This is a genomic window from Saliphagus infecundisoli, assembly GCF_020177375.1.
Taxonomy (GTDB): domain Archaea; phylum Halobacteriota; class Halobacteria; order Halobacteriales; family Natrialbaceae; genus Saliphagus; species Saliphagus infecundisoli.
In genome coordinates, this window is the sequence record NZ_JAIWHV010000008.1 from 115,588 (window position 1) to 135,677 (window position 20,090).

Annotated in this window: 25 protein-coding genes; 11 read left to right on the plus strand and 14 right to left on the minus strand. The window is 67.8% G+C overall.

Annotated features, from left to right (window positions below):
- Positions 1–171: 171 nt before the first annotated feature.
- Together LCF40_RS12130 and LCF40_RS12135 are read left to right on the plus strand one after the other, a co-directional pair.
- Complete coding sequence (locus LCF40_RS12130) at positions 172–1,407, plus strand: Zn-dependent hydrolase (RefSeq protein WP_114578263.1); 1,236 nt, start codon at positions 172–174, stop codon at positions 1,405–1,407.
- Positions 1,404–2,435, plus strand: a complete 1,032-nt coding sequence (locus LCF40_RS12135) for an LLM class flavin-dependent oxidoreductase (protein WP_114578264.1) — start codon at positions 1,404–1,406, stop codon at positions 2,433–2,435. Before LCF40_RS12130 ends, LCF40_RS12135 begins: the two co-directional genes overlap by 4 nt.
- 26 nt (positions 2,436–2,461) lie before the next feature.
- Here the strand turns inward: LCF40_RS12135 and LCF40_RS12140 are convergent, their stop codons facing one another.
- Both LCF40_RS12140 and LCF40_RS23225 read right to left on the minus strand, forming a co-directional pair.
- Positions 2,462–3,865, minus strand: a complete 1,404-nt coding sequence (locus tag LCF40_RS12140) for a dihydroorotase (protein ID WP_224828650.1) — start codon at positions 3,863–3,865, stop codon at positions 2,462–2,464.
- A gap of 221 nt (positions 3,866–4,086) precedes the next feature.
- A complete protein-coding gene (locus LCF40_RS23225) occupies positions 4,087–4,221 on the minus strand; it encodes a hypothetical protein (RefSeq protein WP_263623671.1) in 135 nt (44 codons plus the stop codon).
- Positions 4,222–4,469: 248 nt separating this feature from the next.
- Here LCF40_RS23225 and LCF40_RS12145 point away from each other — a divergent pair, with 248 nt between their 5' ends.
- A complete protein-coding gene (locus LCF40_RS12145; RefSeq protein WP_114578266.1) occupies positions 4,470–4,760 on the plus strand; it encodes a hypothetical protein in 291 nt (96 codons plus the stop codon).
- Positions 4,761–4,763: 3 nt separating this feature from the next.
- On the opposite strand, the gene LCF40_RS12150 is transcribed toward LCF40_RS12145, so the two are convergent.
- From LCF40_RS12150 to LCF40_RS12170, 5 genes are all read right to left on the minus strand, one after another.
- Positions 4,764–6,227, minus strand: a complete 1,464-nt coding sequence (locus tag LCF40_RS12150; protein WP_114578267.1) for a polysaccharide deacetylase family protein — start codon at positions 6,225–6,227, stop codon at positions 4,764–4,766.
- 231 nt (positions 6,228–6,458) lie between these two features.
- Positions 6,459–7,301, minus strand: coding sequence for a carbon-nitrogen family hydrolase (locus LCF40_RS12155; RefSeq protein ID WP_114578268.1), 843 nt, complete (start codon positions 7,299–7,301; stop codon positions 6,459–6,461).
- Positions 7,298–7,732 (minus strand): SRPBCC family protein, encoded by a 435-nt coding sequence (locus tag LCF40_RS12160; RefSeq protein ID WP_114578269.1) that lies wholly within the window; start codon positions 7,730–7,732, stop codon positions 7,298–7,300. Before LCF40_RS12160 ends, LCF40_RS12155 begins: the two co-directional genes overlap by 4 nt.
- A 49-nt stretch (positions 7,733–7,781) precedes the next feature.
- The gene (locus LCF40_RS12165) at positions 7,782–8,006 is read right to left on the minus strand and encodes a DUF7123 family protein (RefSeq protein ID WP_114578270.1); all 225 of its coding nucleotides are present in this window, start codon (positions 8,004–8,006) and stop codon (positions 7,782–7,784) included.
- Between the two features lie 87 nt (positions 8,007–8,093).
- On the minus strand, positions 8,094–8,279 hold the full coding sequence (locus LCF40_RS12170; protein ID WP_114578271.1) for a DUF7525 family protein: 186 nt from the start codon (positions 8,277–8,279) through the stop codon (positions 8,094–8,096).
- A gap of 105 nt (positions 8,280–8,384) precedes the next feature.
- Between LCF40_RS12170 and LCF40_RS12175 the strand changes: the two genes are divergently transcribed.
- Both LCF40_RS12175 and LCF40_RS12180 read left to right on the plus strand, forming a co-directional pair.
- The gene (locus LCF40_RS12175) at positions 8,385–8,639 is read left to right on the plus strand and encodes a DUF5789 family protein (RefSeq protein WP_114578272.1); all 255 of its coding nucleotides are present in this window, start codon (positions 8,385–8,387) and stop codon (positions 8,637–8,639) included.
- Positions 8,640–8,682: 43 nt separating this feature from the next.
- Positions 8,683–8,991 (plus strand): transcription factor S, encoded by a 309-nt coding sequence (locus tag LCF40_RS12180; protein WP_114578273.1) that lies wholly within the window; start codon positions 8,683–8,685, stop codon positions 8,989–8,991.
- A 211-nt stretch (positions 8,992–9,202) separates the two neighbouring features.
- Here LCF40_RS12180 and LCF40_RS12185 read toward each other — a convergent pair whose 3' ends face one another.
- The 3 genes from LCF40_RS12185 to LCF40_RS12195 form a co-directional block, all read right to left on the minus strand.
- Positions 9,203–9,940 carry a methyltransferase domain-containing protein gene (locus LCF40_RS12185; RefSeq protein WP_114578274.1) on the minus strand — a complete coding sequence of 246 codons (738 nt, stop codon included), beginning with the start codon at positions 9,938–9,940 and terminating at the stop codon, positions 9,203–9,205.
- A gap of 67 nt (positions 9,941–10,007) precedes the next feature.
- Positions 10,008–10,391: a nascent polypeptide-associated complex protein gene (locus tag LCF40_RS12190; protein ID WP_114578275.1), complete on the minus strand. Its 384-nt coding sequence runs from the start codon at positions 10,389–10,391 to the stop codon at positions 10,008–10,010.
- A 94-nt stretch (positions 10,392–10,485) separates the two neighbouring features.
- A complete protein-coding gene (locus LCF40_RS12195; protein WP_224828651.1) occupies positions 10,486–11,289 on the minus strand; it encodes an alpha/beta fold hydrolase in 804 nt (267 codons plus the stop codon).
- Positions 11,290–11,384: 95 nt separating this feature from the next.
- Between LCF40_RS12195 and LCF40_RS12200 the strand changes: the two genes are divergently transcribed.
- Positions 11,385–11,780, plus strand: coding sequence for a hypothetical protein (locus LCF40_RS12200; RefSeq protein ID WP_114578277.1), 396 nt, complete (start codon positions 11,385–11,387; stop codon positions 11,778–11,780).
- Between the two features lie 18 nt (positions 11,781–11,798).
- On the opposite strand, the gene LCF40_RS12205 is transcribed toward LCF40_RS12200, so the two are convergent.
- The 4 genes from LCF40_RS12205 to LCF40_RS12220 are packed head-to-tail and all read right to left on the minus strand — an operon-like array spanning position 11,799 to position 14,690.
- Positions 11,799–12,797, minus strand: coding sequence for an ICP22 family protein (locus LCF40_RS12205; protein ID WP_114578278.1), 999 nt, complete (start codon positions 12,795–12,797; stop codon positions 11,799–11,801).
- A 55-nt stretch (positions 12,798–12,852) separates the two neighbouring features.
- On the minus strand, positions 12,853–13,320 hold the full coding sequence (locus tag LCF40_RS12210) for a PUA domain-containing protein (RefSeq protein WP_114578279.1): 468 nt from the start codon (positions 13,318–13,320) through the stop codon (positions 12,853–12,855).
- The gene (locus LCF40_RS12215; RefSeq protein ID WP_114578280.1) at positions 13,317–13,814 is read right to left on the minus strand and encodes a LabA-like NYN domain-containing protein; all 498 of its coding nucleotides are present in this window, start codon (positions 13,812–13,814) and stop codon (positions 13,317–13,319) included. The genes LCF40_RS12210 and LCF40_RS12215 overlap by 4 nt, the downstream gene beginning before the upstream one ends.
- Positions 13,815–13,865: 51 nt before the next feature.
- The gene (locus LCF40_RS12220; protein WP_114578281.1) at positions 13,866–14,690 is read right to left on the minus strand and encodes a M48 family metallopeptidase; all 825 of its coding nucleotides are present in this window, start codon (positions 14,688–14,690) and stop codon (positions 13,866–13,868) included.
- Positions 14,691–15,079: 389 nt separating this feature from the next.
- Between LCF40_RS12220 and dapA the strand changes: the two genes are divergently transcribed.
- The 5 genes from dapA to lysA all read left to right on the plus strand — a co-directional run bounded on the left by dapA (position 15,080) and on the right by lysA (position 20,069).
- Positions 15,080–16,000 (plus strand): 4-hydroxy-tetrahydrodipicolinate synthase, encoded by a 921-nt coding sequence (gene dapA / locus LCF40_RS12225; protein ID WP_114578282.1) that lies wholly within the window; start codon positions 15,080–15,082, stop codon positions 15,998–16,000.
- Positions 15,997–16,764, plus strand: coding sequence for a 4-hydroxy-tetrahydrodipicolinate reductase (dapB, locus tag LCF40_RS12230; protein WP_114578283.1), 768 nt, complete (start codon positions 15,997–15,999; stop codon positions 16,762–16,764). Before dapA ends, dapB begins: the two co-directional genes overlap by 4 nt.
- 42 nt (positions 16,765–16,806) lie before the next feature.
- The gene (locus LCF40_RS12235; protein WP_114578284.1) at positions 16,807–17,646 is read left to right on the plus strand and encodes a 2,3,4,5-tetrahydropyridine-2,6-dicarboxylate N-succinyltransferase; all 840 of its coding nucleotides are present in this window, start codon (positions 16,807–16,809) and stop codon (positions 17,644–17,646) included.
- Positions 17,647–17,700: 54 nt separating this feature from the next.
- Complete coding sequence (locus LCF40_RS12240) at positions 17,701–18,777, plus strand: phosphotransferase family protein (protein WP_198667944.1); 1,077 nt, start codon at positions 17,701–17,703, stop codon at positions 18,775–18,777.
- Positions 18,778–18,845: 68 nt separating this feature from the next.
- Entirely contained in the window at positions 18,846–20,069 is a 1,224-nt protein-coding gene (gene lysA, locus LCF40_RS12245) for a diaminopimelate decarboxylase (RefSeq protein ID WP_114578285.1), read from the plus strand.
- Positions 20,070–20,090 lie beyond the last annotated feature (21 nt).

The following is a 20,090-nucleotide window of genomic DNA, read 5'->3' on the forward strand; positions in this document are numbered from 1 at the left end:
CGTCCCCTGTTCGGCCGAGGGGGTCACCGCGCGATCCCGCTGGATAATCGACTGGAAATAAACGGTAAATACGGGCGTTTCATCGGACATCGTTCGATGTAGTGTGAATAACGGGCCAATCAGTTCTACACTCTGGACAAAACTTAAGACACTGGTGTCCGTCGTACGGTCATGCGACTCGAGGTCGACGAGGAGCGCCTCATCGAGACGATGGAAGAACAGGCCGAGATCGGCGCCACCGACGACGGCGGTCTCCACCGACTGACGCTGTCGGACGACGACGAGCGGATCAGAGACTGGCTCCGCGAGGAGATGGAGGAGTTGGGTCTCGACGTTCGGGTCGACGCGTTCGGGAATATGTTCGGTCGGCGCGAGGGCACCGAGGACCTCGATACCGTCCTCCTGGGCTCGCATCTGGACTCCCAGCCCTACGGCGGGATCTACGACGGCGCGCTCGGCGTCGTCGCCGCACTCGAGTTCGTCCGCGGGCTCGAGGAGGAGGGCATCGAGACCGCCCACCCCGTGGAGGTCGTCAACTGGACCAACGAGGAGGGCTCGCGCTACCAGCCCGCGATGCAGGGAAGCGGCGTCTGGGCAGGCGTCCACGACATCGACGAACAGTACGACCAGACCGACGAGGACGGCAACAGGTTCGAGGACGAACTCGAGCGCATCGGCTACAAGGGCGACGTTCCCGCGGAACCGACCGAGGAGTACGAGGCGTATCTCGAACTCCACATCGAGCAGGGACCGTATCTGGAGGAGGGCGACCACGACGTCGGCGTCGTCACCGGGATCGTCGGCTTCACCTGGGGCGCGATCACGTACCACGGCGAGGCAGACCACACGGGGCCGACGCCGATGGAGTATCGAAGCGACGCGTTAGTCGCCGCCGCCGACGTCATCACCCAGATCCGGCGGATTCCGGGCACGCTCGGCGAGCGGACCGTCGGCTCGACGGGCTACATCGACGCGAAGCCGAACTCGATCAACATCATCCCCGGCGAGGTCACGTTCACGTGGGGCTTTCGGGACCCCGACGACGAGATCGTCGAGGAGGCCTACCAGCGGGTGCTCGCCGAGGCGGAGGCCGCCGCCGAGCGCGAGGGCGTCGACTGGGAGTGGGAGGAACGGATGCGTGCGCCCGCCGTCGAGTTCGCCGATCAGTGTGTCGAGGCGGTCGCGGGTGCGGCCGACGACGCGGGCTACGACGCCAGACGGATCTTCAGCGGCGCGGGCCACGACGCGACCCACATGACCGAACACATGGACACCGGGATGGTGTTCGCGGTCAGCGAGAACGGCAAGAGCCACAGCGAGTCCGAATACACGAGCTGGGAGGACTGCCACGCCGCCGTCACCACCTACGTCAACGCGGCCTACGAGCTCGCGACGGAGGACCGATGACGACGTTCGACCGCGTCGGGATCTGGAACTGGGAGCGTCCCGACATCGAGGAGGAACTCCACTATGCCCAGTACGCAGAGGAGCAGGGTCTGGACTCCGTCTGGCAGGGCGAGTCCCGGCTCGTGCGCGACGCGATGACCGTGATGGGCGCCTACACCCAGGTCACCGACGAGATCGACATCGCGCCGGGCGTGACGAACTGCTACACCAGAAACGTCGCTCTGATGGCCCAGACGTTCTCGACGCTCGACGAGCTTTCCGGAGGGCGGATGAAACTCGGGATCGGCGCGTGGTGGGACCCGCTCGCGAGCAACGTCGGGATCGAGAGGGAGAAACCCCTCCGGCGGATGTGGGAGTACTGCACCGTCGTCAAGCGCCTGCTCGACCTCGAGAACGTCACCTACGAGGGCGAGACGCTCTCGGTCTCCGACATCGAACTCGACCTGGTGCGCTCGAACGCCGACGCCCGCGACGTCCCGATCTACGTCGGCGCGACCGGACCGACGATGCACGAACTCACGGGCGAACTCGTCGGCCTCGGGATCTGTGGCGGGGTGTTCATGAACTACCTCATTCCCCCGGAGCACAACGAGGAAGGCGTCGAGCGCCTCGAGCGGGGCGTCGAGAAACAGGGCGGCACCCTCGCGGACGTCGACCGGCCACAGCTCATCGCGGTCTCGATGGACGAGGACTACGAGACCGCCGTCGACAACGCTCGCCACCTCGTCACCCAGTACATCGGCCAGCAGCCCCACATCCGGAAGGCCTGTGGTATCGACCCCGAACGCGGCGAGGAGATCAAGGAGGAACTCGGAAGCTGGCCGGCGAGCGAAGCGGACATCGAGCGGGCATCGCGGCTCGTCGACGACGAGATCGTGACGAACGTCGTCGCAGCGGGCACCCCCGAGGACGTCGTCTCCCGCGTCGGCGACTACTGCGAGGCGGGCTGTACGGAGCCGGTCGTCTACTCGCTCGGCGACAACGTCGAGGAGGTCATCGACGTCTTCGCGGCCCACAAGGCGTCCTGAGACGGTCAGCTCTCGGTACCCGGCAACTATTCGGCGGTCCGCGTGTGGCCAGCCGGCCCCCACTCGGGGACCTCGCGGGAGACGAACTCGCCGTGGCCGGATTCGCCGACGATCTCGCCGTCCGCTGCGACCAACTCGCCTCTGACGAACGTCTTCGTCACCTTCCCCTGGAGTTCGCGACCCTCGTAGATCGAGAACTCCGAGACGGAGTGGTTGTCGGCGGGGTCGATCGTGTAGGTCTCCTCGGGGTCGAAGAGGACGACGTCGGCGTCGGTGCCGGGCTCGAGCGTCCCCTTCCCTTCGAGACCGAACGTCCGTGCTGGGTTCGTACACATCACTTCGACGACGAGCGCGGGATCGAGGCCGCGGCGGTTGACGGCCTCGTCGTAGAACACCGGCAAACTGACCTGGAGGGCGTTCGCGCCGAAGGCGCTGTCCCACCAGTTGTCGACCTCCTTCTGGTCGAGACGGTAGCCACAGTGGTCCGTCGAGACCACGTCGAGGGTTCCCGAGCGGATGTACTCGAACATCGCCTCGATGTCGTCGGGTTTCCTGATCGGCGGCGCGATCATCGGGAGGTTCCCCATCTCCTCGAAGACGCTGTCGTCGAGCGTACAGTAGTGCGTACAGGTCTCGGCTCTGATCTGACTGCCGTCCTCGCGGTAGGAGTCGATCACGTCGGCGGCCGCCCGACTCGAGGTGTGGATGCCGTAGTACTGGAGCCCCGTTTCTTTGGCCATCCGGACCGCGTCGTCGGCGGCCATCGCCTCGACGTAATCCGGCCGCGACTTCGGATACCACTCGGGGTCGCCCTTCCCTTCCTCCTTGAACCGGGCGGTGAGTTCCTCGACGACGGAGTCGTCCTCGGTGTGGAAGACGCCGACGGCGCCCTCCTCGGCGATGTGCTCCATCGCCCGGCGCATGAAGCCGTTCGAGAGACCGTGTTCGTAGGTCGTGAACATCTTGAACGAGGTGACGCCTGCATCGATCACGTCCGCGAGTTCGTCGAACACCGCCGGGTCCTCGCGGGTGATCGCGCCGTGGAGCCCGTAGTCGACGAGGGCATCGGCGCCCTTCTCGCGCTTTCGCTCGACGCCCTCGAGGAGCGTTCCCGGCTCGTCCCAGAGGCTCAGGTCGCCGTCCCAGGCCTGCCACGCGAAGTCGATGTACGTGGTCGTTCCGCCGGCGGCGGCGGCGCCCGTCGCCGTCTCGTAGCTATCAACCGAGAACATGTCGTCGACGTGGACGTGGACGTCGACCGCGCCTGGAATGACGAACTGGCCGGTCGCGTCGACGGTCTCCTCGGCGTCGGGGAGGTTTTCTGCGTCCCCGACGGCGACGATGCGTCCGTCGTCGATGGCAATGGCTCCCGACGCGGATCCCTCGGCCGTGACCAACGTCCCACCGGTAATGATGCGGTCGACTACCATGTTCAGTGAGCACGCGGCGGCCGCATAAGGATTGTGATTGGCGTACCCTCGGAGAGTAATCACTCCCGATCGGAGCCGAACGGGCCACGAGACACCAGTATCGTAACGGCCCGACCGATCGAACTTCCGATCTTCGAGAACGGCCGGCGGACGCGACGACCGGCGTCCGGTCGCGCTGCCTGCCCGACGGGATGACGACACGAACCTCCCCCGTCCCGGCGCTACAGGTCCAACTCTTCGCCGAACCGCCCGTCGAACGCGATCGACTCGAGGGGCTCGCGCTCCTTTCGGCCCTCGAGCTCCCGTGTGAGGTAGCCGAAGCCGAGGACGGCCGTCAGTTCGTACTCTCCGGGCACCGCGAGCACGTCGACGGCGTCCTCGCCGGTGGTGTACAGACACGAGCCAACCCACCTCCCGGGCGACCAGTTGCATGTGTGTCGCCGTGCGGCCGGCGTCGATCCCGTTGTAGGGATAGGTGGGATCGGTACAAATGGCGACCGCGAAGTCCCCGTTTCGACCGGCTCGTCGGCGAACTCCCAAAAGGGCGTTCGTGCCGCGGGAGCGAGGCACACTGCCTAAGGCCCCGGCAGGAGAAGGGGCGGCCATGACCGACGACTCCGAGACGGGGACGATCGGCTCGATCGACGTAGACCATCCCGAGCGCGTCGGCGTCGGCGTCACCCGCGGCGAAACCGAACGCTCGATCGGCCGCCCACGGGACTATCCCGACCGGGCCGACCTCTCGGTCGGGACGGTCGAGGGCAGGATCGGGCTGACGGTCGACACGATGGCCGGCGACCACGGCACGGGCCACGCCGACGTCGAACTCACCGTCGGGGAAGCCCGCGAACTCCGGGAGCTACTCGAGGAAGCCCTCGAGTCGGTCGAGGAGTGAGCGCTAGTGGCCCTCCCGGCGCATCCGCCAGAGTTCGTCGAGGGTGATGACCTCGACGCCGTCGGTGCCGTCGATATGCTCGAGGAGCTGGTCGTACTCGTCGCGGTCGACGGTGTTGTCGAGATCGAAGTCGTGGAAGTTGAGGACCGTACACTGGCCGTACGCGGCCGCGTGATCGACACACTGCCGGCAGATCTCGAGGTCGTAACCGATCGTCCGGGGGAGGACGAGAGGGTCGAAGCCGTGGACGGCGGTGAGGTTGACGTTCCCGGCCTGGTTGTAGCCGCCGGCGTAGTAGTAGTCCGAAACGATATCGAGGACGGTCGCGTCGAAGCTGTTGTGGGGGAAGGTGATGAAGTTCGCGCCCTCGAAACCGCTGTTGACCGCCCACTGTTTGTCCGTCTCGAGGGCCTCCCGGAGGTCGCCGGGGTCCATCTCGGCGAAGCGGGCGTGGGTGCCGTGGGCGACGATCTGGTCGCCCGCTTGCTGGCGCTCTAAGAGTGCCCCGCGGGTCATCACGTCCTCGCGGGCGTTGCTCGTCCACTGGCGGACGACCGACTGGACGGCGTCGACGCCGTACTCGTCGTGCAGGGGGGCGACCTCCTCGTAGTAGGTCCGCAGGCCGTCGTCCCAGCCGAGGACGACGTACCCCGAGTCGGGCTTCCCGTGGGTCCGGATGTCGTCGACCCAGACCTCGGCGCCCTCGCCCGTGTGGTGAACCCGCACCTCGAGGCGGGCGAGGGAATCCATCTCGGGGGGATACTCGTCCTCCTCGAAGACGCCCGGAGCCGTCCGGAACCAGCCAACGTCGCGGGTTCGGTAGGCGATCGAGGGAAGCTGGTAGATCCGGCTGCTGCCGTAGATATCGACGAATCGGAGCTCGACGGCGATGTTCTCGGGCGTCGGCGTCCGGACGGCCATCGAGACGTCACGGTCGGTCAGGTCGGGGTTGTCGCCCTCGAGGTCGCGCTCGATGACCATGTTCGCGCCCTCCTCTTCCGTGTACAGCCGGACGCTCTGGGAGCCGGCGAAGACGACCTCGTCGTCGACCTCGGCCTCTCCCTCCGTGATCGACCACGAAGAGAGGTCCTCGAAGTCGTCGAAGGAGTCGCCGGGCCGGGCGTACTCCTCGCGGCTGTTGTACTCCGTCTCGAGGGCGAGTTCCAGATCCGCTACGTCCTCGTCCGTTTCGTTCCCACCCTCGTCGGTTCCGTTTTCCGCGCCGTTCCCGTCCGTTTCGTTTTCCTCCGTCTCGGTTTCCGTCCTGTTTCCGGTCTCGTCGCCGTCGGTCTCCGTGCCCTCGCTTGCGTTCGTCTCCGTCGTCCCTTCATCGGATTCATCGTCAGTCGGTTCGGTCCCGTTCCCGTTACCGTCCCCTCCGTCGCCGGCACAGCCCGCAATCGCGGTTACGGCCGTCGCTCCCCCGAACCCGAGCAGCCGGCGTCTGGTGGTCGATGGGTCGGCCATCGGTCACACTATACACGCGAACCGTTATCACGATACCGGCGACACCGACGGCTCGAGGGAAGCCGAAAACGGAGAGGAGACGGCAGTGGTGTCGGGACGGACGGGTCGGCACCGCTTCCGGAGAGCGGTGCCGGGCCGGAGCGGGCGTTGTGTGCCGGTTGCGACGTGAAAAGCGTCGGGTTCCGGCAGCCGTCGGTTCGGCCGCGAGCCCCAAAAGGCCCCCGGTTCCGGTCAGTACCGTCGGTCGGACAGCGCGGGGAACTCCCCTCTGACCTCCCGGACGCGACCGGGGTCGAGATCGGCGACGACCGTCGTCGGCTCGTCGCCGCTTGCGGCGACGGGCGTCCCCCAGGGGTCGTAGACGGTCGACTCGCCGACCAGCCGCTCGCCGCCGAAGCTTCCGCTGCCGTTGGCCGTCGCGAGGTACCACTGGTTCTCGATCGCCCGCGCCCGCGAGAGGGTCCGCCAGTGGTCGAGCCGGGGGTAGGGCCACGCGCTCGGGACGACAACGAGCGTCGCGCCCCGCTCGACGAGCCGGCGGTAGAGTTCGGGAAATCGGAGGTCGTAGCAGGTCGTCACGCCGACGGTAAAGGGGCCGATCTCCGCGGTCTCGAGGCGTTCCCCGGGGACGAGCAGCTCGCTTTCGGCGGACTCGTAGCCGAAGAGGTGGTGTTTGCGGTAGACGAGCCGGCGCTCGCCGTCGGAATCGAAGAGCACGGCGGTGTTCGCGAGCCCCTCGTCGGCGGGGGTCTCCACGTCGGGTTCCGCGTCGGCGGTCGCCGCGAGGTCCTCGACGACCGTCCCCGCGAGCACCGCGACCCCCCGGTCGGCCGCGAGCTCGCCGATCCGGGTCAGGGTCTCGCCGTCCAGCCCCTCGGCGGTCTCCTCGTAGCGATCGAACGCGAAGTAGCCCGCGGTGAACAGCTCCGGAAGCGCGACCAGGTCCGCGCCCCGGTCGGCCGCCCGCCCGACGGCCTCCATGGCCCGACGACGGTTGCCGGCGACGTCGCCGCCCTCGATCCGGAGCTGGGCGAGCACGAGGCGATACCCTCCGTCGCCGTCCTCGTCGATCATCCCTGCTCGCCCTCGAGGTAGGCCTCCAGATGGGTCCGGAGGTTCTCGAGTTCGCCGTCGAGGTTGCGCTCGAAGAACGTCTCGACGCCAGGCAGCCGGCCGTCGACGACGAACGTGTTCTCGAGGCGACAGCCCTCGTCGGTCGGCACGATCTCGTGTTCGCCGGTCACCGTCATGGCCTTCGACTCCCCGCGGAACTTCACGTACTCGGGCTCCCTGCGAGTCACGTCCTCGGTCTCGATCGGCACCGTCTTGCTCACGAACGGAATCGGGAGTTCGACATGCCAGGTGGCTCGTCGCCCGTCCGCGTTGACGGAGTAGTCCTCGACGACGCTGATCGCCCGCGCACGGTTCTCGGGATCGACGATGAACTCCCAGACGCGCTCGGGCGAGGCCGTCACTTCGAACGTCCGTGTTACCCGCACGGTCATGGGACTCTCTCCGGGAGACGGGGGTAAAAAGACCGTGACTGCACTCGCTTTAGCTCTCCGTCACTCGCCAGGTCGTCGAGCGGGCACGGCCCCACTTCTCGATCTCGACCTCCTCGCTTTTCTCCGCGAGGTGGGGGAGGCGCGCGCCGACCTGTTTCGAGGAGAGCCCGATGGCGTCAGCGATGTTCTTCGCCCGGAAGTACTGTTCGCCCCGGGCTGCACTCTCGCGGAGGTACGAGAGGATTCGCCGTTCGTCGTCGGAATAGTCGGTCATCCTTTCGGTGTAATAGGGTCGTGGTCGTCTTAACTCTTGGCAGGCGATATTGGCCGCTGTGACCGATGGCGTCTGCCGACCGACGGCTCACTCCCAGAGATGGATGCCGACGACCGCGATCGAGCCGAACGCGACCGCCGCGGCAAAGGCCAACCCCGCGTCGGGCGAGGGCGCAAGCACCGCCATCCCGACGGCACCCAGAGCCGCCAGGACGCCGAAGACCACCGCGAGTCCCGTCCCCTTGTCGGTCGTCGTCTCCGTTGGTACAGCCATGCGCCGGCGTTGTCGGGCCGATCTCTTAAACGCACGCATTCCACCCCGCCGACCTGTCGGTTGCCGGCAGCGAAGCTACAAGCCCCTCGCTTCCCTACGCACCCCATGCAATCGGTCAAACTCGGTCGCGTCGAAACCGTCCTCGAGGACCTCCCCTACCCGATCTCCCGCTCGGACGCCGGGAACCGCCTCGCGGGGACCACGCTCCTGTTCGCCGACGGCGAGGCCGACCTCGGCGGGCTCGTCGCCGAGATGGGCGTCGAACGGTTCGAGTCGGCGGGAGACCTCGAGGCCGAACTCCACACCGTCCTCCCGCGGGAGGCCGTCGGCGAGCCCTACCAGTCCGAGGGCGAGGGATAGCGAACGTGTGGCTTAAGGCGGGCGAACCGCCTACTCCGATGCGATGGAATTCTGTGACGACTGCGGTTCGATGATGAAAGCCGACGACGGCGAGTGGGTCTGTGGGAGCTGTGGCTTTACGAAACCGAGAGGCAGCGCCGAGTCCTACACCGTCACCGAGGACCAGGAGGCCTCCGAGATCATCGAGTCCTCCGGCGAGAACTCCCTGCCCGAGACCGACGCCACATGCCCCGAATGCGGCAACGACCGGGCGTACTGGTACATGCAACAGATCCGCTCGGCCGACGAGTCCGAGACCCGTTTCTTCGTCTGTACCGAGTGCGAACACAAGTGGCGCGAGGACGACAACTGACGGACCGATCGTTCTTCCGTTCGGGCCGGCCTTCAGCCGACCGCTCGCGCGAAAAACGTCGATGAAAAAGCCCGAGCGCGGCCGCCGGCCGCGCTCAGGAACCCGCTCGCTTCGTTCGCGGTAGACGGTACCGCTTCGGCACCCACCGGTTCTACACCGGACCATTTCTCCGCTACAACCCCGTACCGCCCCGCCTCAGCGTTCCACTCCGCTATCCGTTCCGTCCGATCGTGAGATAGCCGGTGTGACCCACCGGCGCGGTCGAGGGTCGCGAGCCCCGCTCGTCGAACTGCATCTCGCGCTGGATCGTCTCGTGGGTCCGAACGCCCGAAAGCCCGACCTCGCGGGCCGTCCCGGCGACCGCTCGAGTGGACTCGATAAAGGGGCTGTAGACGGCGACGAAACCGCCGTCTACGAGCAGGTCGGGCGCCCGCTCGACGACCGACGGGGCGTCCTCGGTGTCGAGCGTGAGCACGTCGAAGGGGGCTTCGAACGTCCCCGCTTCGACCGCCTCGAGGACGTCGCCGGTCCGGACCTCGACGGCATCGGAGACGTTCGCCAGCGCCATGTTCTCGCGTGCGACCTCGGCGAACTCGGGGTCGCGTTCGTAGGTCAGTATCGAGGCGCCAGCCCGCGCCATCGAGGCCGCGAGCACGCCCGTTCCGGTGCCCGCGTCTAACACCCGGTCATCCACCGACACGCCGGTCTCGCCGATGACGAGCCCCACGTCCCGGGGGATCATCGGCGCCCCGGTCCGCTCGAAGTGATGGAAGAGATCGGGTCCCCGGAGTCGTCTGACGCGGAACGCCGTGCCGAGATGGGTCTCGATTACAGCCCCTGGCTCGACGCCCTCGGGCACCTCCAGAACGCCGAGATCGGTACCGAACTCCTCTCCGGGTTCGACGAGGAACTCCCGGTCTTCGTCCTCGGCGATCACCAGGACCGTCACGGCCGGCGCTCGCGTGCGCGTCCAGTCGTCGCTCCGGCCTCGATCCGTCGCGTCGCCCGATCCGCGATCACTCGAGGTACTCGACGGCCGCCGCGAGGTCGCCGTCGTGGCGCTCCAGGGCCGCGCGGGCCTCGCTCTCGGTGGCACCGGTCCGGGTCGCGACGATCTCGACGTCGTCGTCGGGGATCGCGTCCTCGCCGCCCTCGAGGGCGGGCTCCCCGCTCTCCTCGCCGGCACCCCGCTCGCGCTCCTCGGGCGAGCCGATGACCTGGTAGGTCTCCTGGCCCCGGGCGTCCATCCTGGTGACGTCCGGGCTCGAGAAGACGAGCTCGGTGTCCTCGGTCCGGATGATCACCTCCTCGGCGTCGAGCTCGTCGACGTCGATCCCCATCTGTTTCATCATCTGTTCCATCTTCTGTGGGTTGAACCCCCCGCCGCCTCCTCCGAACATGCTCGACCCGTCGGCGGCCGCGGCAAAAAGGATACCGAACGTCCGACAGTGGGACGAACGGCGACGGAGACTGTCGCCGTCCGTCCCCCCGTCCTCAACCCGCGAACCCGGCGAGTTCCTCGTTCAATTTCTCGGTTTCGTCGGCGGTGAGGCCGTGCCCGCTGTTCTCGAAGCGGACGAGTTCGGCGTTCTCAATGCCCTCCTCGAGCACCTCGCCCGTGATCTCGATGGGCGTGATCTCGTCGTGGACGCCGTGACAGACGAGCGTGGGAACGGTGATGTCGGCCATATCCGGCCGGAGGTCAGCGTCGCGCCAGGTCTCCGCGGAGGCGACCGTCGCGACGCCGGAGGCCTCCATCCCGAGGCTCCAGGTCCAGTCCATCATCTCGTCGCTCTGGTCGGTGTGAAAGAGCATCCCGTCGAACTGGGCGTTCATCGCCGCCCGGTCGGTCCGGGCGCCCTCGATGAGCGGGTTCACGTCGGACTCGTCCAACCCCTCGGGGAAGTCGGGTTTTTCGGTGAGACACGGGCTCGCGGCGGCGAGCAGCGCGAGCTTTCCAACTCCGGCCTCGTCGTGGCGGCTCATGTAGTGGGTCGCGATCCCCCCACCCATCGAGAACCCTGCGAGGGTGACGTCCTCGAGTTCGAGGGCGTCGAGGACGGCCTTCACGTCGTCGGCGAAGCGGTCGTAGCTGTACTCGCCCGCGGGCTTGTCGGAGTTCCCGTAGCCGCGGAGGTCGATCCCGATGCACCGAAACCCCTCTTCGAGCAGGTCGTGGTACTGGTATTCGAACATCCGATGGCTGAGCGGCCAGCCATGCAAGAACACGATCGGATCGCCGGAGCCGAGGTCGGAAACGTACAGCTCCGTTCCGTCGTCGGCGGTCACGTAGGACATGCGACGGCACCCACATCGAGCAGCAGTATAGAGCCCGGGCCTACATGGGCCGGCGTTCCCATCAATTACTTGTCCTTCGGTGATGAGGGGTTCGTATGGAGTTTCCCGATCTCTCGCCTCGGGTCCGCCGTGGGCTCTGTCTAGGGATGACCTCACTGTTCGTCGTCCAGGCCGGGCTGGCTCTCCTCGAGCGGGGCTCGATCTCGTGGGGACTGATCGCGGCGTTCGGGGTCGTGACCGCCCTCCTCGTGGGGCCGGTCGCCTGGGCCGCCCGGGACCGGATTCCCCGGGAACGACGCGAGAACCTGGGCTACGCCCTCGCCGGCCTCGCTGTCCTCTCGATCCCGCTCGTGGTCGGCGTCGGCCTCGTCACCGGCACCGTCGGCCTCTTCTACTACGAGGGACTGATCGGGACCTGGATCGGCGCCGTGATCGTGGTTCTCGCCGAGGAGACGGTCGTCCCCGAACGGCTCCGTGAGCCAGCCCGGTAGGGGGCGACGGTCTCCCGATCAGTCCATCTCGACGGGCCCGATCTCGGGCTCGCCCTCCCCGTCGATCGAGACCGACAATCCCCAACAGGCGTCGCGAAACTCCTCGACGGCGACGCCGCCTTCTTCGACCTCGACGGCCACGTCGTAGCGGCCGCCGTTGGTCAGGGCGTCCTCGAGCCGTGCGACCCCCTCGTCCTCCAGCGGGAGGGACTCCTCCACGACGGACTCCCGGCAGTGATCGACCACCGTTATCGTCGCCGTCCGCGGGGAGCCCTCGTTGGACACCCGAATCGAAACGGGATCGCCCGCATAGCAGTCGTGTTGGGTGTCGCCGAGGCCCGCCAACGGGCTGACGTACCCCGTCGCGAGTCCGTCGTCCGTGAGCACCGCGGCGTGGCGATAACAGGCCGTGCCGACCCAGCCCCCGGAAAGCTCCTCGTCCCCCTCGACGGTTACGGTCACCGACTCGAGGTCCGCGGCTGCCCCTACGTCCTGCTCGATAGCGCGCTCGCTGGCCCCGAGGGAGTACGACCCCTCGAAGATCGGTTCCTCCCCCGATGTGATCTCGACTGCGGCGGTCACCGCGCCCTCGCGCTCGTTTGCAACGACGAACGAGGGAGTCAGGTCCTCGTGACAGACCCCCTCGTTCTGGTCTACCCTATCGAGGAGGGCGCTCGAGAGCGGCTCGGCGTCGGGGCCACAGTTCCCGTCGGGTTCCGGGACGCTCGCCCCGTCACCGTCCCCGTGGGTTCCGTCGTTTTCGTCGGCTCCATCGGTTCGATCGGTTCCGTTCGCCTCGGTCGGGCTATCGTTCCCGCTGGCGTCCGTCCGGTCGTCACCGTCTTCATCGACTTCCGTCCCGCCGTCGGTTCCATCGGTTTCCGTCCCACCGGAGGCGTTCTCGCCGCCGTCGTCGGGAGCACGGTCTCCGATCCCCTCCGACCCACTGTCGAGACAGCCGGCGAACGCAACGCTAGTCCCCCCGCCAAGGCTGGCGAGGAGGGCTCGTCGGTTCATGCCCGTCTCGAGACGAGCAACGGGTAAAACGCTCGGGGAGAGTGAAACGTCCGTTTCAGCTATCCACAACTCCCTCGCGGACCTTGACCGCCATCCCGGTCTCGAAGTCCGCGATCGCCTCGGCACCGAGTTCGGCGCGTCCGACCGCGAGCAGGTCCCCCTCCTCGTGGACGACGAGCACCTCGTCGCCCGGCCGGATCTCCTCGCCGACCTCGCGGACGAACTTCGCGAAGACGTTCTTGCCGTCGCGGACGAACGGCTCGCTCTCGTCGTCGACGACCACCCGGTAGGCGGGGGGCTCGAGGACCGCCTGGAGCCGGCGTCCGCCCTCGATTCCGAGGGTGAAGCGGCCGTCGGTGCCGAAGGAGACCAGCCGGCCCTCCGGCGCGTGGACCTGCTGGGGGCGCCCGGATGAGCTCCGGCTCACCGACAGCGACTCCGGGAACCCGAAGAGGGCCTCGCCGGCTCCCCGCCCGAACTGGTAGTCGGCGATAGTCGCGAGCTCCCCTATTCCCCCCGTCACAGCAGGTAGGTCTCGTGACGTTCGCCCAGGTCCTCGAAGGAGTCGGCGGCCTCGATCAGTTCCTCGGCGGTCGAGGACTCGAAGGCCATCACCTCGACGCGGACCCCCTCGTGGCGGAGATGCGAACAGAGCCGCGAGAAGTCGCCGTCGCCGGTACAGAGCACGAGCGTGTCGATGTGGTTCGCGAGCGTTATCGCGTCGAGGCTCATCCCGACGTCCCAGTCGGCCTTCTTCGAGCCGTCGGAGAACGTCTTGATCTCCTTGATCTTCGGCTCGAAACCGATGTCGACTAAGGCCTCGAAGAAGCTCTCTTCTTCGGGCGAATCCGCCCGGATGACGTAGGCGATGGCGCGGGTGAGCTGGCGGCCGGAAACGCCCTCCGCGAGGAGCTCGGAGTAGTCGATGTTCCGGCTGTAGATGGTCTGGGCTGTGTGATAGAGGTTCTGAGCGTCGGCGAGAACGGCGACGCGCTGTCCGGGATGACTCACTGACATGCGAGAGCGTGCGGACGCGAGGGCCAAAACAGCTTCCTTCGATCCGGCCGGTCAGCTCCGGAGGCGCTCGATGCGCTTCTCGACGGGCGGATGGGTGGCGAACACTCGCTCCATGAGCCCGCGCTCAGAGTTGAAGATACAGAGGGCGGCCGTGCTGTCGTCGATGGTCGACTCGCGGTTCTCGGCTCCCTTCGAGATCTTCTCCAAGCCACGGGCCAGCGGGTCGCCGCTGCCGATGGCCTGGCGGGCGTCGTCGTCGGCGACGTACTCGCGGTACCGGGAGATGGCCATCACCAGCACCGTGACGAGCATCTGGGCGATCATCGAGAGGATCCAACCCACGACGAAGCCGCCGGGATTGTCCTCGCCGGCGAACATGTAGACGAGGTAGACGGCGTAGCCGACCATCATCCCGATCGAACTGCCGACCGTCATCGCGAGGACGTCCCGGTTCTTGATGTGTGCGAGTTCGTGGGCGACGACGCCCTCGAGTTCGTCGCGTTCCAGCAGACGGATCAGCTCCGGCGAGAGGACGACGATGCCCGCGCCCTTCCGGCCGGTCGCGAAGGCGTTGGGGACGCCCATCTCCCGGACCATCAGTTTCGGCTTCTCGATACCCATGTCCCGGGACAGTGACTCGGTCATCCGGTGGATCTCGGCGTACTGGCCCTCCTCGGGCATTTCCTCCGCCCCGCGGGTCGCGCTCCAGGTCCCGATCTTGTACTGGACGACCGGGAACGTCACCAGGAGCAGGAGGACGATCGGCCAGGCGCCCGTCCCCAGGAACGAGATCCCGACGAGCCCGACGAACAGGTACAGCGCCGCCAGCAGCGAGCCGACGACGAACATCCGCATCTTCAGCCCGAAATCGGTCATGTCGTGCGATTAGGCCCCATGAGGGGATAAAACGTGCGGAACCCATTTCCTGCGGTCCGTGGGATCCACTCGGAGGGAATTCCGATCCCGGAGTCGCCACGGTAGGCGTCCGAGCGCTCGCGGCGGAACCCGACCGATCGATCGGAACCGGACCTTCGAATCGGGTCGTGACCGGGAGCGAAACGAATAAGCCGACTCACGAACCATGTCGGGGCATGCGAGACGTCGCCTCCCGCCGACGGCGGACGCGTCCGAGCGGCGTCTCCCCCTTCTCCAAACCGAAAAAACGCGTCTGAGAGCGCTCGCTGCGGGCTGGCACCCCGTTTCGGGCGCGTTCGGGACCGACTTCGGACCGCGAGGCGACTACGGCGAACCCACAGGATCCACCCATGACAGACATCGACTTCACCGGCGTCTTCCCCGCGATGACGACGCCGTTTCACGACGACGAACGCATCGACTTCGACCAACTGCAGGCAGACGCCCGACGCCTCGAGCGTGCGGGCGTCGACGGCCTCGTCCCCGTCGGCTCGACCGGCGAGAGCGCGACCCTGACCCACGACGAACACGTCGAGGTCGTCGAGGCCGTCATCGAGGCGGTCTCGGACGTCCCCGTGATCGCGGGCACCGGGAGCAACAACACCCGCGAGGCCCTCGAGCTCTCCGAGCGCGCGGCCGACGCGGGCGCCGACGGCCTCCTGCTGATCTCGCCGTACTACAACAAGCCCGAACAGCGCGGCCTCGTCGAACACTACCGGACGATCGCCGACGCCGTGGACCTCCCCCAGATCGTCTACAACGTTCCGTCGAGGACCGGCCGAAACATCGAGCCCGACACCGCGGTCGAACTCGCTGCCCACGAAAACATCACGGGCTACAAGGCCGCAAGCGGCGACCTCGGCCAGATCGGCGAGGTCGTCGAGCGCACACAGGGGGAGGACTTTTCGGTCCTCTCGGGCGACGACGCGCTCACCCTCCCGATGATCTCGGTGGGGGCGACGGGGACGATCAGCGTCGCCGGAAACGTCGAGCCCGAGCGGACCTGCGCGATGGTCGGCGCGGCACTCGACGGCGACTACGAGCGCGCACGGGCGCTCCACCACGAACTCGGCGACCTCTTTCGAACCCTGTTCGTCGAGACCAACCCGATCCCCGTCACCGAGGCGATGGCGATCCGGACCGACGCCGCGCCCGTGCTCCGGCCGCCGCTCACCCGGCTCTCAGAGGAGTACCGCGAGGAGCTCGCGGCGGTCTTGGAGGGGCTCGAGGACGAGACAGTCACCGAAGCCGACGCCGCCAGCCCCCGATGACGGTCGCGGTGGGAGTCACCGGCGCGACCGGCCGGATGGGCCGGGAGGTGCTCGCGGCCGCGGGCCAACGCGGGGACTGCGAGATCGCCTTCGCGGTCTCGGAGAGTGCGGACGCCGGCACGACCGTCGAGGGATACGAGGTCGAACCCGCGGGGGAACTCGAGGACCTGGTCGCCGACCGGGAACCGGATGCCGTCGTCGACTTTACGGTACCGGAGGCGACCGCGGGCTACGCGGCGGCCTGTGGGGAGGCGGGGGTGTCGTTCGTCACCGGAACGACAGGACTCGGAGCGGACGAGATCACGGCCCTGGATCGGGCGAGCGACGCGATCCCCGTCCTCCACGCGCCGAACTTCTCCAGGGGCGTCTCCGTTCTCGTAGAGGTCGTCCGCGAGGCCGTCGGGAGCCTGCCGGGCTACGACGTCGAACTCGCGGAGACCCACCACAACGGGAAACGGGACGCGCCGAGCGGGACTGCGGAGCGCCTGCTCGAGACGATCGAGGCCGAGGGCGACTTTTCGGGGCGAAAACACGGCCGGGAGGGCGACGACCCTCGCGTCGAGGGCGAGATCGGCGTCCACGCGCTACGGGCGGGCGCGATTGCGGGCGAACACGAGGTCCTGCTGGCCGACGACCACGAGGAGCTTCGACTCACCCACCGGGCCGCCGACCGTGGCGTCTTCGCCGCCGGCGCCCTCGACGCGGCGGTCTGGCTCGCGGACCGGGAGCCGGGGCGCTACGAGTTCGCGGACGTCCTCGGCTGAGGGATCGGACCCTATTTGGGCTCCGGTGTGCCATTCCCGAATATGACGAACGCACTCGAAGCCGAGATCGCGGCACTCTGGGAGCGAACGGAACGCGGCGAGATCGACGCGGCATCGGCGGGAAGCGAGGAACTCGCTACCCTGGAGGCGTTTCTGGAGGCCTTGGAGGGCGGCGAGGTCCGGGCCGCCGAGGCCCAGGACGGGGAGTGGGAGGCAAACGAGTGGGTCAAACAGGGAATCTTGCTCAACTTCTCGCTCCGGGAGAACCGCGCCTTCGAGTACGGCGGCGTCGCCCACTACGACGTCCTTCCCCTTCGAGACACCGAGGATCTGGGCGACCGAGGGACCAGAAACACCCCCGACGGGACGACGGTCCGCCGGGGCGCGCATCTGGGATCGGACTGTATCATGATGAGCCCGAGTTTCGTCAACATCGGCGCCCACGTCGGGAGCGGTACGCTCGTCGACTCCTGTGACACGGTGGGCTCGTGTGCCCAGATCGGCGAAAACGTCAAACTCGGCGCGAACACCCTCATCGGCGGGGTTCTGGAGCCCGTCGAGGACGCGCCGGTCGTAGTCGAGGACGGCGTCTCGCTGGGCGCGGGCTGTCGGGTCACCTCGGGGTTCGTCGTCGGCGAGGGAAGCGTCGTCGGCGAGAACACGCTGCTCACTCCCCGAATTCCGGTCTACGATCTCGTCGGGGAGGAGATCCTGTTCGGCGAACTCCCGCCCGAACGCCGCGCCTTTACCCGGTTCGTCGAGTCCTCGGTCGGCGACCACGACCTCTTTTCGGGAGGTGCGTACAAGCCCGCTGTCGTCGCGACCGATCTCGAGGACCGGACGCTCGAGGCCACCGAGCGTGAGGCGGCGTTACGGGAGTGAGATCTCGTCGCACACCGCCGGAAGGTTTCTGAATCCCCGTCCCGGCCACGGCGTATGGGCGACGAGGAGTGGTCCCGGAGCGAACTCTCCGACGCCGCGGTCCGGGAGATGGTCGACGACCTCCGGGAGACGTGGTCGGTCGAGACGATCGAACGGGTCGAGCACGGCACCGATTTCGTCGCGGTCGTCGGGGTCGAGACTCCCGACGGCCCGCGGTCGGCGGTTCTGAAAGCGACGACGGCCGGCTTCGTCGCCCCCGAGAGCGCCCGCGCCGAGCCCCGGATGCTCGAGCTGGTCGGCCGCGAAACGCGGATTCCGGTCCCCGCGGTCTACGGCGTCCGCGACCACCACCCCTCGCTTCCGGCGCCGTTTTACCTGATGGAACACGTTGCGGGCGAGAACCACGAGGGCCGATCGGGGGAGCTTCGGCGGGCGGTCCGCGAACGGATCTGTGGGGACGCGGGGCGGAACCTCGCTGCCCTCCACGAACTGGGACCGCTGCCCGCGGCGGGGACCGTCGGCGTCGTCGACGGCGAACTCGCCGTGCTCGATTCCGAGGACCATCCCTCATACGACGATTGCAGGGAGATGGTTCTCGATGGAAGCGAGGACACTCTGGATGCGCTCGCGGAGGGGGGCTTCTTCCCGGGGAAGGCCGACGACCGCGAGCGGTTCGCCGACCTCGTCGACCCGCTCCGGGAGTATCTTCGGGAGACGATCCCAACACTGTCCGAGCCCGAACCGCCGACCTACCACCACCGGGACTACCGCTACGGGAACCTCCTGGTCGATCCGGACACCGGCGAGACGCAGGCAGTGCTGGACTGGGCGGGGACCATGGCCGCCGAGCCCGCGTCCGCCCTCGCGGGCACGGAATCACTGTTGTTCGACCCGGTCGACGAGGACGACGACCTCGTCGCGGGCCTCCGGACCGCGTTCCGTGACGCGTACGCCGACGGGCGCGAGGGATGGTCGTTCGACGCCGGCGTCCGCGAACGGATCGAGGTCTACCGCCTCGTTGACCGTCTCGACGCGATGGCCTGTCTCCCCCTGTGGTACGAGGACGCGACGCCGGCCGAGCGCGACGAGCAGGAACGATACCACCGCGAGTTCCTCGATCGCTATCTCTGAGCCCCCGCGTTCGTCATCCGCACCCGGAAACGGAACCCTTGTTAGCCGCCCTACGCGTTTATTCGCCAATGGCCGACCCCTCGCCCGCCGTTCGCCGGCTCGCCGACTGGGACACCGATCGTCTCGAGTCCCTGGCCGACGAGTACGACACCCCGCTGTACGTGATCGATCTCGACCGCGTGAAGGCCAACTATCGGCGGTTCTCGGCCGCGTTCCCCGACGCTCGCGTGATGTACGCCGCGAAGGCCCACACCGGCCGGGCGGTCCTCGAAGCCGTCCTCGAAGCCGGCGGAACGATCGAGTGTGCGGCCTGGGGCGAACTCAAGCGCTCGATCGACGCGGGCGCGGGCCCGAACACGCTCCAGTACACCGCGGTCAACCCGCCGGCCCACGATCTCGACTACGCGACCGACCTCGGCGCAGAGAACCCGGGACTGACGGTCACGATCGGCGCGACGGACACGCTCGAACGCCTCGCCGAACGGGGGTACGACGGCCGGATCGCGATCCGGATCAATCCCGGCATCGGGACGGGCCACCACGAGAAGGTCGCCACCGGCGCCGACGCCAAATTTGGAATCCCCTACGAGGAGGTGCCCGAAGTCGCGGAGCGCGTCCGTGCGGAGTTCGACCTCGTCGGGCTCCACGCCCACGCCGGCAGCGGCGTGCTGACCGACGGATTGGCGGAGCACTGCCGGGCCATTTCCCGGGTCGGCGAGATGGCCCGGCGGGTGGGCGACCTCGAGTTCGTGGACGTCGGCGGCGGCTACGGCGTCCCCTACCGCGAGGACGAGCCGCCCCTCGACCTGGAGCGAACCGCCGAGATGGTCCGCGATGCGGTGGGAGAGATCGACGCGCAACTCAAGTTAGAACCCGGACGCTACGTCGTCGCCGACGCGGGGCTGATCCTCTCGACGGTGAACACGATCAAGGAGGCCCCCGACACGACCGTCGTCGGGATCGACGCCAGCCTCGCGACGCTGATCCGGCCGGCGATGTTCGGCTCTTACCACCCCATGGTGAACGTCACCGCACCCGAACGCGACCACCACCCGGTGACCGTCGGCGGCCCAGTCTGTACGAGCGCGGACGTCTTCGCCCACGACCGCCCGGTCGCCCGCCTCGAGCGCGGGGACACTCTCGCGATCGGAATGGCCGGCTCCTACGGCTACGAACTCGCGAGCCAGTTTCATTCACAGCCCCGGCCCGCGGAGGTGGCTCTCGAAGCGGGCGAGGATCGGATCGTCCGCAGGCGCGAGAGCCTGGAGGACGTGACGCGGGTCGAGCAGTAAGTCGGTCGCGGCCGGTAAAAT

Excerpts from the sequence above, each read along its gene's own strand:
- LCF40_RS12130 (WP_114578263.1), top strand. The coding sequence starts at position 172 with ATGCGACTCGAGGTCGACGAGGAGCGCCTCATCGAGACGATGGAAGAA.
- LCF40_RS12135 (WP_114578264.1), top strand. The coding sequence starts at position 1,404 with ATGACGACGTTCGACCGCGTCGGGATCTGGAACTGGGAGCGTCCCGAC.
- LCF40_RS12140 (WP_224828650.1), bottom strand. The coding sequence starts at position 3,865 with ATGGTAGTCGACCGCATCATTACCGGTGGGACGTTGGTCACGGCCGAG.
- LCF40_RS12145 (WP_114578266.1), top strand. The coding sequence starts at position 4,470 with ATGACCGACGACTCCGAGACGGGGACGATCGGCTCGATCGACGTAGAC.
- LCF40_RS12150 (WP_114578267.1), bottom strand. The coding sequence starts at position 6,227 with ATGGCCGACCCATCGACCACCAGACGCCGGCTGCTCGGGTTCGGGGGA.
- LCF40_RS12155 (WP_114578268.1), bottom strand. The coding sequence starts at position 7,301 with ATGATCGACGAGGACGGCGACGGAGGGTATCGCCTCGTGCTCGCCCAG.
- LCF40_RS12160 (WP_114578269.1), bottom strand. The coding sequence starts at position 7,732 with ATGACCGTGCGGGTAACACGGACGTTCGAAGTGACGGCCTCGCCCGAG.
- LCF40_RS12165 (WP_114578270.1), bottom strand. The coding sequence starts at position 8,006 with ATGACCGACTATTCCGACGACGAACGGCGAATCCTCTCGTACCTCCGC.
- LCF40_RS12170 (WP_114578271.1), bottom strand. The coding sequence starts at position 8,279 with ATGGCTGTACCAACGGAGACGACGACCGACAAGGGGACGGGACTCGCG.
- LCF40_RS12175 (WP_114578272.1), top strand. The coding sequence starts at position 8,385 with ATGCAATCGGTCAAACTCGGTCGCGTCGAAACCGTCCTCGAGGACCTC.
- LCF40_RS12180 (WP_114578273.1), top strand. The coding sequence starts at position 8,683 with ATGGAATTCTGTGACGACTGCGGTTCGATGATGAAAGCCGACGACGGC.
- LCF40_RS12190 (WP_114578275.1), bottom strand. The coding sequence starts at position 10,391 with ATGTTCGGAGGAGGCGGCGGGGGGTTCAACCCACAGAAGATGGAACAG.
- LCF40_RS12195 (WP_224828651.1), bottom strand. The coding sequence starts at position 11,289 with ATGTCCTACGTGACCGCCGACGACGGAACGGAGCTGTACGTTTCCGAC.
- LCF40_RS12200 (WP_114578277.1), top strand. The coding sequence starts at position 11,385 with ATGGAGTTTCCCGATCTCTCGCCTCGGGTCCGCCGTGGGCTCTGTCTA.
- LCF40_RS12205 (WP_114578278.1), bottom strand. The coding sequence starts at position 12,797 with ATGAACCGACGAGCCCTCCTCGCCAGCCTTGGCGGGGGGACTAGCGTT.
- LCF40_RS12215 (WP_114578280.1), bottom strand. The coding sequence starts at position 13,814 with ATGTCAGTGAGTCATCCCGGACAGCGCGTCGCCGTTCTCGCCGACGCT.
- LCF40_RS12220 (WP_114578281.1), bottom strand. The coding sequence starts at position 14,690 with ATGACCGATTTCGGGCTGAAGATGCGGATGTTCGTCGTCGGCTCGCTG.
- dapA (WP_114578282.1), top strand. The coding sequence starts at position 15,080 with ATGACAGACATCGACTTCACCGGCGTCTTCCCCGCGATGACGACGCCG.
- dapB (WP_114578283.1), top strand. The coding sequence starts at position 15,997 with ATGACGGTCGCGGTGGGAGTCACCGGCGCGACCGGCCGGATGGGCCGG.
- LCF40_RS12235 (WP_114578284.1), top strand. The coding sequence starts at position 16,807 with ATGACGAACGCACTCGAAGCCGAGATCGCGGCACTCTGGGAGCGAACG.
- LCF40_RS12240 (WP_198667944.1), top strand. The coding sequence starts at position 17,701 with ATGGGCGACGAGGAGTGGTCCCGGAGCGAACTCTCCGACGCCGCGGTC.
- lysA (WP_114578285.1), top strand. The coding sequence starts at position 18,846 with ATGGCCGACCCCTCGCCCGCCGTTCGCCGGCTCGCCGACTGGGACACC.